General features: G+C 59.9%; 11 protein-coding genes. 3 read left to right on the top strand and 8 right to left on the bottom strand.

Features of this window, described 5'->3' with window-relative positions:
* The first annotated feature begins 152 nt into the window (after positions 1–152).
* A complete protein-coding gene (locus tag ACJWXQ_RS04345; protein WP_346053212.1) occupies positions 153–608 on the top strand; it encodes an Lrp/AsnC family transcriptional regulator in 456 nt (151 codons plus the stop codon).
* 47 nt (positions 609–655) lie between these two features.
* On the opposite strand, the gene ACJWXQ_RS04340 is transcribed toward ACJWXQ_RS04345, so the two are convergent.
* The 6 genes from ACJWXQ_RS04340 to ACJWXQ_RS04315 all read right to left on the bottom strand — a co-directional run bounded on the left by ACJWXQ_RS04340 (position 656) and on the right by ACJWXQ_RS04315 (position 8,618).
* On the bottom strand, positions 656–1,177 hold the full coding sequence (locus tag ACJWXQ_RS04340; protein WP_346053213.1) for a hypothetical protein: 522 nt from the start codon (positions 1,175–1,177) through the stop codon (positions 656–658).
* A gap of 100 nt (positions 1,178–1,277) precedes the next feature.
* Entirely contained in the window at positions 1,278–2,225 is a 948-nt protein-coding gene (locus tag ACJWXQ_RS04335) for an aldo/keto reductase (protein WP_406672241.1), read from the bottom strand.
* 28 nt (positions 2,226–2,253) lie between these two features.
* Entirely contained in the window at positions 2,254–3,600 is a 1,347-nt protein-coding gene (locus tag ACJWXQ_RS04330; protein WP_346053217.1) for an MFS transporter, read from the bottom strand.
* 124 nt (positions 3,601–3,724) lie between these two features.
* On the bottom strand, positions 3,725–4,903 hold the full coding sequence (locus ACJWXQ_RS04325) for an acetate/propionate family kinase (protein ID WP_346053218.1): 1,179 nt from the start codon (positions 4,901–4,903) through the stop codon (positions 3,725–3,727).
* A complete protein-coding gene (locus tag ACJWXQ_RS04320; protein ID WP_346053219.1) occupies positions 4,900–5,877 on the bottom strand; it encodes a bifunctional enoyl-CoA hydratase/phosphate acetyltransferase in 978 nt (325 codons plus the stop codon). The genes ACJWXQ_RS04325 and ACJWXQ_RS04320 overlap by 4 nt, the downstream gene beginning before the upstream one ends.
* Positions 5,878–6,008: 131 nt before the next feature.
* Positions 6,009–8,618: an EAL domain-containing protein gene (locus ACJWXQ_RS04315; RefSeq protein ID WP_406672240.1), complete on the bottom strand. Its 2,610-nt coding sequence runs from the start codon at positions 8,616–8,618 to the stop codon at positions 6,009–6,011.
* A 139-nt stretch (positions 8,619–8,757) separates the two neighbouring features.
* Between ACJWXQ_RS04315 and kynU the strand changes: the two genes are divergently transcribed.
* Positions 8,758–10,044 carry a kynureninase gene (gene kynU / locus ACJWXQ_RS04310; RefSeq protein ID WP_406672239.1) on the top strand — a complete coding sequence of 429 codons (1,287 nt, stop codon included), beginning with the start codon at positions 8,758–8,760 and terminating at the stop codon, positions 10,042–10,044.
* Positions 10,041–11,396: an NAD(P)/FAD-dependent oxidoreductase gene (locus ACJWXQ_RS04305; RefSeq protein WP_346052559.1), complete on the top strand. Its 1,356-nt coding sequence runs from the start codon at positions 10,041–10,043 to the stop codon at positions 11,394–11,396. The genes kynU and ACJWXQ_RS04305 overlap by 4 nt, the downstream gene beginning before the upstream one ends.
* 88 nt (positions 11,397–11,484) lie before the next feature.
* On the opposite strand, the gene zigA is transcribed toward ACJWXQ_RS04305, so the two are convergent.
* Both zigA and ACJWXQ_RS04295 read right to left on the bottom strand, forming a co-directional pair.
* A complete protein-coding gene (gene zigA, locus ACJWXQ_RS04300; RefSeq protein ID WP_346052561.1) occupies positions 11,485–12,705 on the bottom strand; it encodes a zinc metallochaperone GTPase ZigA in 1,221 nt (406 codons plus the stop codon).
* 164 nt (positions 12,706–12,869) lie between these two features.
* Positions 12,870–13,138, bottom strand: a 269-nt coding sequence (locus ACJWXQ_RS04295) for a transcriptional repressor (RefSeq protein WP_406672238.1), incomplete at its 5' end; no start/stop codon positions are given.

Below are 13,138 nucleotides of genomic sequence, written 5' to 3'. Positions count from 1 at the left end.
TGCTTGTCTGCGGCCATGGTGCTGCTCCCGTCGTCTTGCGACTGTCTTCCGTTGGCGATGCCCTGATGCTATGCCCTATTTCGGGGCATTTGCTTGCAATTCATGGCGCCAAGGCGCAGTCTTTTGGCAGATTCTGCCAATCGAGAGGGGATATGGACAAGATTGACCGCAAAATCCTGCGTGAGCTGCAACTGGATGGCCGTTTGAGCAATCAGGAGCTGGCCCAGCGGGTGAACCTCTCCCCCTCGCCCTGCCTGCGCCGGGTACGGCGGCTGGAGGAGCAGAAGGTGATCCGGGGTTACACGGCGGTGGTGGATCAGAAGGCCTATGGCTACCCCATCACGGTCTTCGTCCGCATTGCCCTGGCCCGGCACGATACAGACACGGTGAAGGAGTTCGAGCAGCGGGTGAAGGAGATCGACGAGATCATCGACTGCTTTCTGATGACCGGCCAGCGGGATTATCTGATGCGAGTGGTGACCCACAGCCTGGACGACTACGAGCGCTTCGTGCGCGACACCATCCACACCATTCCGGGAATCGGCTCAATCGACACCAGCTTCGCCTATGGGGTGGTCAAGCGCTCTCCGGCTCTGCCGGAAGGCTAAGTCGGCCCGCCTGCCGGCCACTCGACCGACAGGCGTGACCTGGACGTTTAGCAACTGATGGTGACGGTACCCGGCTGTTCCTCGCCGCGCCCGAACAGGGAGTCATCGGAGTCATAGGCCTGGTTGTGGAAGACCGCCTCGGCACGCACGCTGCCGGCCTCACGATCAATCTCCAGGGCATTGAACTCACCCAGGGCATTGTCGCCATCACGTACCACCCAGTGATAGTAGTGACGGGGATCGTCACTGTCTGACATGGCCATGACCACGATCTGGTTTCGCTCAGCCGTAAAATCTCCCGACAGGGAAAGGCTGCTCATACCCTCAGGCAGGTCATATTCCTCGCCATCGGCGTCCGCTGGCGAGATGGCCATTTGCCGATCACTCACAAAACAGCGGATAGGCAGGCGATGAGAGTGCCCGGCAATATCAAATACGGCCATGGGCTCCTCGGGCTGCGCCTCGGATACGGCTACCCCTTCCTCTTCATCCGACCCACAGGCCATCAGGCCCAGCATCAAACCCGCACTGGCGGCAATGGCAATGATTCTTGTTCTTGATGATTCCATGCTGTCTCCCTTTGCAGAAAAAAGAAACACCCCGCACCGGTGGCGATGGGGGTGCCTCGATTATATCCACTCTTCGAATCCGGACCATCCTCAATAGCACCTACAAGGACTCGATGTGCCGAACCATGCGTGCACGCATCTCTTCATCCGGCAGCTTGCCCAGGGCGGCACCCATGTTGTCGGCCATATGGCGGGCCCGGCTGGTGGCCGGCGTGGCTGCGGTAACCACCGGGTTGGCAACGACCCACTTGAGGAAGAACTGGCCCCAGGTATGGGCGTCGAATTCCGCCGCCCAATCGGGGACTTCCTTGCCGTCCACCTTCTCCCACAAACGGGTGCGGCCAAAGGGCGCATAGACCAGCACGCCGATACCCTTGTCCTTCGCCATGGGAAAGATGCGCTCCTCCATGGTGTGGTTGTCGATGGCGTAATCCACCCCGATAAAGTCCAGCTCGTAGTTTTTCATGACCGATTCGAGCTGCTCGTATTGGCGTGGGAAGGTCGTGGTCACACCAATGTATCGGATGCGACCTTCTTCCTTGTATTCCTTGAGGATGGGAATCTGGGTCTCGACGTCACCCAGATTATGCACTTGAATCAGGTCGATAGGATCCTTGCGCACAAAGTCGAAAGAGCGCTCCAGCTGTTCTCGGGCGGCCTCGGGGTCGGCACTGCCACCGCCGCGGGGCGCCACATTGAGTTTGGTGGCCCAGAACACTTTGTCGCGTATGCCCAGCTCATTGACCAGGCGCCCGGCCACTTCCTCGGAGCCACCATAGCCGGGCGCGGTATCGAAGACACTATTTTCATGCCCCGCCAGTTTCTCGAACACGGCCTTGATGCGATCGTATTCACCGGCTTCGGCAACGCTGCGGAAGGTAGCCGAACTACCCAGGCCCACAACCGGGACGGCTTCATCAGTGCCGGGAATGGTGCGGGTGATCATTGGCAGATCACGATCTCCGGCCCAGATGATGCCGGGTTTGATTGCCAGGGCTACACCGGCTGCCATGGACAGCTTCAGATACTCGCGTCGTGTGATCATCATGATCTCCTCACCTTGTCGAAGGATCTGTTTACCGCCGCGCAGCAGCGGCCATTTTACCGGGTCCATCCTGCTGGGGAACGGGCAGACGCCCAACCAGTCCTTGCTGTGCCCGCCCAAGCCACAGGGCCAGACCGGCCCAGACCAAAGCCAGGGGCACGGCAACACTGGCGATCCCGGCCAGGCCCATGCCCAAACGCCCGAGCAGGCCTTCTACCTGAGCCCCCACCACATCACCACCACGATAGACGAAGGTGTCGATAAATGCCTTGGATTTGTACTTGTCTTCACGGCTGACCACGGTATACAGCGTCTCCCGGGCCGGACGCTGTATGGCACGCTGCACGGCGCGAAAACAGGCCTCGAAGATGATCAAGGCGGCCAGGGAAGCAACCAGGGCCAGGCCGATGAAACCCAGCGCGGCTGTCAGGGGCAGCAGCATCAGGGTGATGTGAACACCCAGCCGGCGCATGAGATGGCCGGCAATGAAGGCCTGGAGAATCAGCGTGGCTACCTGGGTAATGACATCAATCCGGGCAAAGATGGTGGTGCGATAGTCCATGTCATCGCCCAGGGCGGCGACCATCTGCAAGCGCGTGAAGTAAAGAAAGGTGGCCATGATGGCGAGAATCACGGCATAGGCGGCAATACCCATGAGATAGCGGGATTGAAAAACCGCCTTGAAACCGGCCCAGGCACTGCCACCGATCACCGCATGTTCATCCACCGCTGGCGGTGCATCCGGATCCAGCTCCGCACCGGGCTGCGGCTTCTCCGGTTGCTGCATGGCCAGCGCCCATGCCATGGCCACGGCAAGCCCGAGAAATGCCGTGGAGACCAACAGCAGTACCGGGGTGCCAAAAGGCTCGGCCAACAAGGAGGCCAGCCAGGGGCCAAAGATGGCACCGCAGGTGCCACCCACCGCGATCATGCCGAACAGTCGCTTGCCCTGCTCCAGGGAGAAGCGATCCGCCATCAACGCCCAGAAGACCATGGTGACAAAAAGGTTGAACACACTGAACCAGACATAGAAGACCTGACCGGTGGTCACGCCTATGACATCCGGGGTGGCAACCATCAGAAAATAGAAACCGATCAGGCTGAGGCCAAAAAAGGCATAGGTGGCGGTGATGAAATACAGTCTTGGCAGGCGACTGACCAAAACGCCAAACAGCGGGTTCACCAGCAGGGTAATGAAGGCGGTGCCCACGAATAACCAGCGCACCGCTTCGATGCCACCTTGCAGCCCCAGCGCCTCGCGAGCGGGACGCAAGAGCATCAAGGCAGTCAGCACACAGAAGAAGAACAGCCCGGCGAGAATCACGGAGAGCAACTCGTCACGGCGGACGTTGAAATACTGCTTCAGACGATCGGTCATGGAAAGTCCCGGTACTCAAGCCTCGTGAGGGCCCTGGAATTGTTCACTGCCAGGCAGTCCAATTTCGGACAGTATAAGGTCTTATGAAGACCGCGAGGGTGACAAGTTCCCGGCGCAATGGGGCTCAATCCTGGATGGTTGCCATGAGCTCGCGAGTGTGGCGGGCAATGACAGCCTGCTCGTCGGTGGCCAGAACATATACAGGCCGGCTGTCAGCACAATGAATCCGCGCGGCATTGGATGCATTGGCATCCTCATCGAGGCTAAAACCCAGCCAGTCCAGGTGATCCACGATGGCCTTGCGGACCGGCGGGCAGTTCTCACCGATGCCGGCAGTGAAAACCAATCCATCCAGACCTCCCAGAGCGGCAGCCAGCGAGGCGATCTCGCGGGCCGCGCGGTAGCAGAACACAGCCACTGCACGGGCCGCGGCCGGCTCATCGCTGGCCAGCAATTCCCGCATGTCATGACTGACCCCGGACATGCCCAGCAGGCCGGAGCGGTGATAGAGCAGGTCCTGAACCGCCTCCACGCTTAGACCCTGCTGCTGTATCAGATACAGCACAACACCCGGGTCCAGGGCCCCGCAGCGCTGGCCCATGGGCAGACCATCCAGGGCAGTAAAGCCCATGCTGGTCGCCTGACTCAAACCGCCCTTGATCCCGCAGAGGCTGGCTCCATTCCCCAGGTGGGCAACCACCGCCCGACCCTCGGCCAATGCCGGATCAATTCTTTGTAGTTCACCGGCGATGAACTCATAGGATAGACCATGAAAGCCATAGCGCAGCACCCCACGCTCCTGCCATTCCGCCGGCAGGGCGAACTGCTGCGCGACCCAGGGCTGGCTGCGATGAAAAGCGGTGTCAAAACAGGCAATCTGGGGCAGCTCGGGCCGGAGTTTCATCAAGTGGCGGGCGGCGGAGAGATTATGAGGCTGATGCAGGGGCGCCAGCCCCGACAGATCATCCAGCTCGTCCAGCAATTCCGAATCCAGATGAACCGGTTCCGCATGACGGATGCCCCCATGGACCACCCGATGACCCACAGCGCGCAAGGACTGGTGGCCGACCGTCTGGTCCAGCCATTCCAACAGACAGCGCAGGGCCTGTTCGTGACTGCCATCCTGAAGTTTTCGAACCTCAGGGGTGCCGCCGTTGCCATCATGAATCAGCAGCTGTGGCTTGCGCCCCCCGAGGCCCTCCGCCTGGCCATGCCAGGCAGGGGATTCAGCGGCCATGCCATAAACCGCAAACTTGATGCTGGAGGAACCGGCATTGAGAACCAGGAGCCGCGCCTCACTCATAGGCCCTGACGCTCCCGAAGGGCTCGGTCGCGGCCTTCCTGCTCGGCCTTGTGCATCAACTGAGCAATGGCACAGGCGGCCTGGCGGGCGAAGCGGTCATCGGCCCGGCTGGTGAGGACAAGGGGCACTCGGGCGCCGAGAACAATACCGGCAGCATCGGCCCCGGCCAGGTAATGAAGCTGCTTGCCCAGCATATTGGCCGACTCCACATCGGGCGCCAACAGAATATCGGCCCGACCTGCCACCTCGCCGCCAATACCCTTGGCCTCTGCCGCTTCCTCGGAGATGGCGTTATCGAAGGCCAGGGGACCGTCCAGCCGACCGCCCCGGATCTGCCCCCTTTCGGCCATCTTGCACAGGGCCGCGGCATCCACGGTGGATTGCAGGGAGGGATTGACCTCCTCGGTGGCGGAGATGATGGCCACCCGGGGATTCGCGGTGCCCATGGCGGCGGCCAGATCAATGGCATTTTGAACGATATCGGCCTTGGTCATCAGGTCCGGGCGAATATTGATGGCGGAGTCGGTGATCAGCAATGGCCGGGGGTAACTTGGAACATCCATGACCCAGACATGACTCATCCGCCGCCCGGTCCGCAACCCGACCGCTCGCGGGACAATGGCCCCCATAAATTCCCGGGTATGAAGCGAGCCCTTCATCAGCGCTGCCACCTCGCCAGAGGCCGCCATGGCAGCCGCTGTATCCGCGGCCTCGTGGCTATGCTCGGTATCCACCAGTCGAGTCTGGCCCAGGTCCAGGCCGGCCTTGTCCGCGCAGCGCCGAATACGCTGTTCAGGCCCCACAAGTACCGGCTCAATCAGCCCCTGCAGTCCGGCATCCAGGGCACCGCTCAGACTCTCTTCGTCCACAGGGTGAACGACCGCCATAGGCAAAGGCGGCAGACCCCGTGCCAACTTGAGCAGCCGCTCAAGCTGAACCCGCGGCTTGTTTGCTGACGACTCACTGGAACCCATTACAACTCTCCGCTTGACCTCGAATGGCATCCTGAAGGATTTCGGGAGAATTCACAAAGGCCATGTCCGGAGGCGGCGAGGACACACCTCGAACAAATATAGAATAATTGATCTGGGGAAAGCGCCTGAATTTATCCGCCTTGATCTCCGGCCTGTGGGAAGCTATTGGAACCGGCTAATTCCGACAGCGGCCTGGGGCGGCTGATGGCATAGCCCTGCGCCATGTCCACCCCCATCAGGTTGAGCACCTCGAGAATTTCCGCCGATTCCACATGCTCTGCAATGGTCTGCTTGCCGGTGATATGCCCCAGGTCATTGATCTCGGCCACCATGGCCCGATCCCGACTGTCTTCGAGGATGTCGCGAACGAAACTGCCGTCGATCTTGAGGAAGTCCGCCGGCAGATTCTTGAGATAGGCCATGGAGGATTGACCAATACCGAAATCATCCAGCGCAAAACGACAACCCAGTTCCCGTAAACGCTTGATGGCGACACTGGCAGTGGAAAGATTGGCAATCACGGCGGTCTCCGTAATCTCAAAGCAGAGCTTCTCGGTGGGAATGCCTGCCTCCATGACCCGGCGAGAAAGCATATCCAGCAGGGACTTGTCGCCCAGGCTGCGTCCGGAGAGATTGACGGTAAACAGGGAAATGCCCTCCATAGTGCCGGGATTCGCCTTGATCCAGTCCAGCACATGCTGAATCACCCAGCGGTCAACCCGATGGGCCACGGAGTAACGCTCCGCCGCCGGCATGAACAGACCTGCCGAGATTCGCTCACCTTCCGGCGAAACCATTCTTAGCAGGACTTCCAGGCACAAGCACTCAGGGTCTTCCATGCATCGGATAGTCTGATAATGAAGCTCGAAGCGATCCTCTTCCAGAGCCGCCACCACCTGATTGACCCATCGCATCTCACCGTGACGGTCCAGCAAAAGGTCATCATCGGCCTGGTAAACATGGATGCGATTGCGGCCTTCATCCTTGGCGGCATAACAGGCGGCATCGCCCTGCTTGAGAACGTCTCCGGCGCTGACGGCATCCGGCCGGATGGGCACCAGGCCGATACTGACGCTTACTCGAAAAGCGCCCTCTGCGGTGCGAAATTCCGTCCCTTCCACGGCTTTGCGCAATGTATCTGCAACGCGATAAGCCTGCTCCGAACTGGTATCCGGCAGTAGCACCGCAAACTCGTCCCCGCCCAGGCGGGCGATCCGTTCGCTGCTACCGAGCATCATCTGTATACGCAAGGCCAGCTGCCTCAGGAGGTCGTCGCCGGTGGCATGATCCGCGGTCTCATTGACCAACTTGAATTGGTCGATATCCATATGAAACAGGGCATGCTCACGATCTTCCTGGCGGCTGCTTTCAATCAAGCGGCATAACTGGCGCTCAAACTCGGTTCGATTAAGCAAGCCGGTTACCCGGTCGTGTCGGCTGTGAAAGTCCAGCTCTTCAGCCAACTCCCGCACTTCAGTAAGATCCTGAGCGACAAAGATGAAGTGACGGGGCTTGCCCTTCTCATCCCGCACCAGCGTCAATGTAGCGGTAACCCAGACCGGCTGACCGTCCCGGTGACGAAGACGCAGCTCAAGCTGGAACACGGCATTCTTCTGTGCCAGACAATCCTCCAGCCGATCCTCGAGCTTCTCTACTTCACCGGGATGAGCGATGGCTTCCAGTAACTGACCCTGTATACCCTCCCGGCTCTGTCCCAGCATGGCGCAAAGACGTCCGTTGACGGAAAGCAGTCTGCCATCCCGGTCAAGTCGCGCAATCCCGGCACCAGCGTGCTCGAAGGTAGCCCGGGCATCCGCCTCACTCTCCCGCAGTGCCCGCTCAGTGGCCTGCCTTGCCTTCAGCTCCTGCTGCAACTCTCGGGTCCTCTGATCGACCTTGCGACGCAGTGAGATAATCCAGGCCATGGTCACCAGACCCAGCACCAGCATCAATGCCAGCATCCAGCTCAGATAACGAAGCACATCGGCCCATCCAAGCCCCGGCTCTGGTCCCAGCCACTGGTCGTAAAGCCGATTGAATTCACCACTGGCCCGAAGGGCCGCGAGGTTCTCGTTCAGCACTTCAAGCAATTCGGTATTTCCGCGGGTTACCGCCAGCGCATACTCCACCGGGAGGATGGGCGGCCCAGTGGTGGTCAGATTCTCGAATCCCAGCTCCCGCATGACCTGACGCCCGCCCACCTGACTGACAAGGGCGGCATCGTAGCGACCGCTGGCCAGCAGGCGAATGGCGTCCCGCTCCGTTTCCACCAGGACGGGATGAATCTCCTGTTCCAGGCCCTGGATCACATCGTGAGCATAAGCCGCCCGCTGCACAATCACCTCACGGCCGGCCAGGTCATCAAGCGATTCAATTTCTGCTTGACCACGGGGCACGAAAAGCTCGTGGTAGACCATGACATGGGGCGTGGCAAACTCCACATCCGCCTGGCGCCGCTCGGATACGAACATGGGCAGGATATGAATGTCACCGGATTCAATGCCGCGCCTCCGGACTTCCCACGGCCCCAGGTCCACCTGCAAATCCCAGCCCTCGCGCTCGGCGATGGCCCGGACCAGGGCCACATTGAAACCCACCGCCCTGCCCTCGCCATCCAGAAACTCATAGGGAGGATAGCCGTAGTCCCCGCCCAGGCGGACTACCGGCTCCTCATCGGCCCAAAGCTGGGCGGAAAGGCACAAAAAACAGGCAAACGAGAGACAAGTCAGGTAATTCCGCACCGCGACCCTCCACCAGCACCCCCGGACGGTCCCTTTTTCAAGGACGCAACTCTCAGACTAGTTCACCCACCGCCAGACTTCCACGCGAGCGGGACGAGGGGAGATGCACCAGCGGCAGGCTTCGGTACAATAGCCCGCCATGAACAGCATCGACTTCTCCCTCGACACCGCACGGCGCCTGGATCGGGAAGACCCCCTTGCCGACTGGCGGGCGGCCTTCCATATTCCGCCGGCCCCAAACGGATCGGACTGTCTGTATTTCACCGGCAACTCCTTGGGCCTTCAGCCACGGCGCGTGCGCCATTTACTGGAGGAGGAGCTTGAAGACTGGGCTCGTCTGGGTGTTCAGGGGCACACCGAGGCCCGGCGGCCCTGGATGCCCTACCACGAGAACTTCACCGAGCTGAATGCCCGCCTGGTGGGAGCCAAAGCCCATGAAGTGGTGCAGATGAACAGTCTGACCGTGAATCTGCACCTGATGATGGTCAGCTTCTACCGCCCCACTGCCGAGCGCCCGGCGATTCTGATCGAAAAACCGGCCTTTCCCTCCGACCGTCACGCCGCCGCCTCGCAGATCCGCTTCCACGGCTTTGACCCGGACCAGGATCTCATCGAGATCGGCCCCCGAGAGGGTGAGACCAATATCCGCCCGGAGGACCTGATGGCCCTGATCGAGGCGGAAGGCCATCGCATCGCCCTGGTGTTGCTGCCCGGCGTGCAGTATTACAGTGGCCAGGTCTTCGATATGGCCGCCATCACCCAGGCGGCACAGGCCAAAGGCGCCAGGGTCGGCTTTGATCTGGCCCATGCGGCCGGCAATATCCCCCTGCAATTGCATGACTGGGGCGTGGACTTTGCCGCCTGGTGTTCCTACAAGTATCTCAATGGCGGACCGGGCGCCATTGCCGGTTGCTTTGTTCATGAACGCCATGCCGAAGACGAAACCCTGCCCCGCTTCGCCGGGTGGTGGGGTCATGACAAGTCCAGCCGCTTCAGGATGGGCCCCGAATTCCATCCCATTCCCGGGGCGGAAGGCTGGCAACTATCGAATCCACCCATTCTGGCCATGACCCCGGTGCTGGCCTCGCTGGAGATCTTCGACGAAGTGGGCATGAGCGCCCTGCGCGAAAAATCCCTGAAGCTCAGCGAGACCCTGCTGCAGTGGCTGGACGACCGTCTGGCCGACACGGTGGAAGTCATCACGCCTAGGGACGAGAAACAGCGCGGCTGCCAGGTTTCCCTGCGCCTCAAAGAGGGCGATGGACGCCGGATATTCGATGCGCTGGAACGCGACGGGGTGATCTGTGACTGGCGTGAACCGGATGTCATCCGTGTTGCCCCGGTGCCCCTTTATAACCGCTTCGAGGACCTTTATCACTTCGTTGATCGACTGGAGCAGGCGATATTGATGGATAGAACCCTATGAGCAATGAAAAAATCATGATTGCCGGGGCCGGCTTGGCCGGCTCATTGATGGCGGTCTATCTGGCGCGGCGGGGCTTCGATGTGACGGTGTTCGAGAAGCGTCCGGACATGCGGCAGGAGACCATCTCGGCCGGGCGCTCCATCAACCTGGCGCTGGCCAATCGTGGCATCGCGGGCCTGGAAGGGGCCGGCGTGATGGACCGGGTCAATGATTTGCTCATCCCCATGGAAGGGCGAATGCTTCATGACGAGCAGGGCGGCCTGGATTTTCAGGCCTATGGCAAACGCCCGGAGGAAGTGATCTATTCCGTTTCCCGTGGGGAACTCAACAAGCGCCTGATGGACGCCGCCGAGGAAACAGGTCGGGTGCGCTTCCATTTCAACCAGGCCCTGGAATCGGTGGACTTTGAACAACGCCGCATTCACCTGATCGATGAACTAAGGGGCGAAAAGCAGGCCCTGGGCTGTGATCGCCTGATCGCCACCGATGGCGCCGGCTCGCCCACCCGCCAGGCCATGGAAGCCCATCTGGGAATGACGGTCAGCGAGGAATTGCTCGGCCACGGCTACAAGGAATTGAACATTCCGGGCACAGCGAACGGTGATTGGCAGATGGAGCGCGGCGCCCTGCATATCTGGCCCCGGGGCGGCTACATGCTGATTGCCTTACCGAACCTGGATGGCAGCTTCACCGTGACGCTGTTCCTCCCCCATAAGGGTGAACCGTCTTTCAACAGCCTGGGTAATGCCCCTGAAAAAATACGCTCGTTCTTCGAGAGCGAATTTTCCGATGCCACCAAGCTCATGCCCGATCTGCTTGATACCTATCTGGAGAATCCCCTGGGCAAACTCGGCACGGTGCGCAGCCCCCAATGGCGGGTGAATGACTTCGCCCTGTTGCTGGGTGACGCAGCCCATGCCATCGTACCCTTCCACGGCCAGGGCATGAACTGCGCCTTCGAAGATTGTCTGGAACTGGACCGTTGCCTGGACGAGTTTGAAGGCGACTGGACTCAAGCTTTCGCCGCCACCGAAGCGCGCCGCAAGCCCAATGCCAACGCCATTGCCGACATGGCCCTGGAAAACTACGTGGAAATGCGCGATTCCGTGCGCGACCCCAAGTTCAAGCTGCAAAGGGAACTGGGCTGGAAACTGGAAGAGCGACACCCCAATCGCTTCATTCCCCGCTACTCCATGGTGATGTTCCATCACCTGCCCTACGCCGAGGCGCAATCTCGAGGCCGGATTCAACAAACCATCCTGAATGAATTGACCGCCGATACAGACAGTCTGGAAGGGGTCGATATGAAGCATGCAGATGAATTGGTCCGTGAGCGCCTGAGCGAGACCTGACAGGGCAACGGCCGGCGCCCCCTGGTCGACCGAACTGAGTCCACTCCAGCGGGGCGGCGGCCTTGCCTGAGTTACCGGATTGGGCGGATCACCCCGCCTCTTCCAGCATCTGCCATTCAGGGAATGGGTCCGGCAGGGACTGCCATCCCTCGGGCCCCAGGGCCATCTCCTCATCGGTCAACAAACAGGCCTCAAGCCGAGCCCGAAAGGCAGCTTCATCCATGTGAATGCCGATGAACACCAACTCCTGGCGACGGTCGCCGTAGGGGCCATCAAATTGCTCACGAATGGCCGCGCGGTCCTCCGCATCGGCAGGCAGTGCTGAGTCAGGTGTCGCAGCCCACCACAAACCGGCGGCTTGATGCGTCAGGGCACTTCCAGCTTGAGACATCTCACCGACAAAATCCATTCTCGAGGCAAGCCAGAAGTACCCTTTCGAACGAACCACACTGCCCCAGTCAGAATGGAAGAGCTTGAAGAGGCGTTCCGGATGGAAAGGCCTTCGGGATCGGAGCACAAAGCTACTGATGCCGTATTCCTCGGTTTCCGGCACGTGTTCGCCGCGCATCTCCTTTGCCCAGCCAGGCATGTTCACGGCCCATTGGATATCAAACTTCCCTGTATCCATGATCTTTCCCAGGGGTACTCTTCCAAATTCGCTGTAGATGATTTCCGCCTCCGGATTCAGTGACATCACCAATGCCGTGACCAACTCACGATCCGCATCTTTTACCCTGTCTATCTTGTTGATCACCACCACATCGGCAAACTCGATCTGCTCCACCAATAGATCAACCACCGCCCGCTCATCCTCTTCCCCGGCAGATTCCCCCCGGTCCGCCAGAAAGTCAGTGGTGCTGTAATCCTTGATCAGGTTATCTGCATCGACAACGGTAACCATTGTGTCCAGTCGGGCAACGTCTGAAAGGCTGACACCATTCTCGTCGGCGAACTCAAAAGTGGCGGCCACCGGCATGGGTTCCGAGATGCCCGTTGATTCGATCAACAGATAATCGAAGCGACCCGACTCGGCCAACTCACGCACCTCTTTAAGGAGGTCATCCCGGAGGGTGCAACAAATGCATCCATTGCTCATTTCCACCAGTTGCTCATCCGTCCGGCTGAGATTGGCACTACCGTCACGAATCAGCCCTGCATCAATGTTCACTTCGCTCATGTCATTGACTATCACCGCCACCTTTTTCCCCTCACGGTTATGCAACACATGATTGAGCAGGGTGGTCTTTCCGGCACCCAGGAATCCGGACAGGACGGTGACGGGCAGACGGTTGTCGATGGTTTCAGTCATGGCGATACCTCAAATATTTATGCTGTTATAACGTATCTTTAATTAGCGAATTTGAGCGAACATTTACGCTGTACTTGATTCGGGAGCTTGAGTCGGCCGCGAAAAAGCCGCATTGGCGAACCGGCGGCCCAAGGACGGCTCCGTTCAGGGGCCACAGTTTCGGGTCAGGCTCTATCGCGACAGCTTGGACATTGGCCGTGTACTTCCACCGTCTGACTGGTCACGGTGAAACCCTGCTTCTTTGCGTGCTTGCCCAGGGCCTCCGTGACCCCGGAAACAGCAATCTCCTCGACATGACGACAGTCATCGCATATCAGGAGCTGAAACTCATGGGTCCGCTCGGGGTGGCGGCAACCCACATAGGCATTTTCGCTCTCTATGCGGTGAACCAGACCCTGGGCGAGCAGGAAATCGAGGGCTCGATACACAGTCG

Source organism: Natronospira sp., from assembly GCF_007134575.1.
Lineage (GTDB): Bacteria > Pseudomonadota > Gammaproteobacteria > Natronospirales > Natronospiraceae > Natronospira > Natronospira elongata.
The sequence above is the reverse complement of the archived record's forward strand: the minus strand, read 5'-3'. Positions and strand labels throughout refer to the sequence as shown.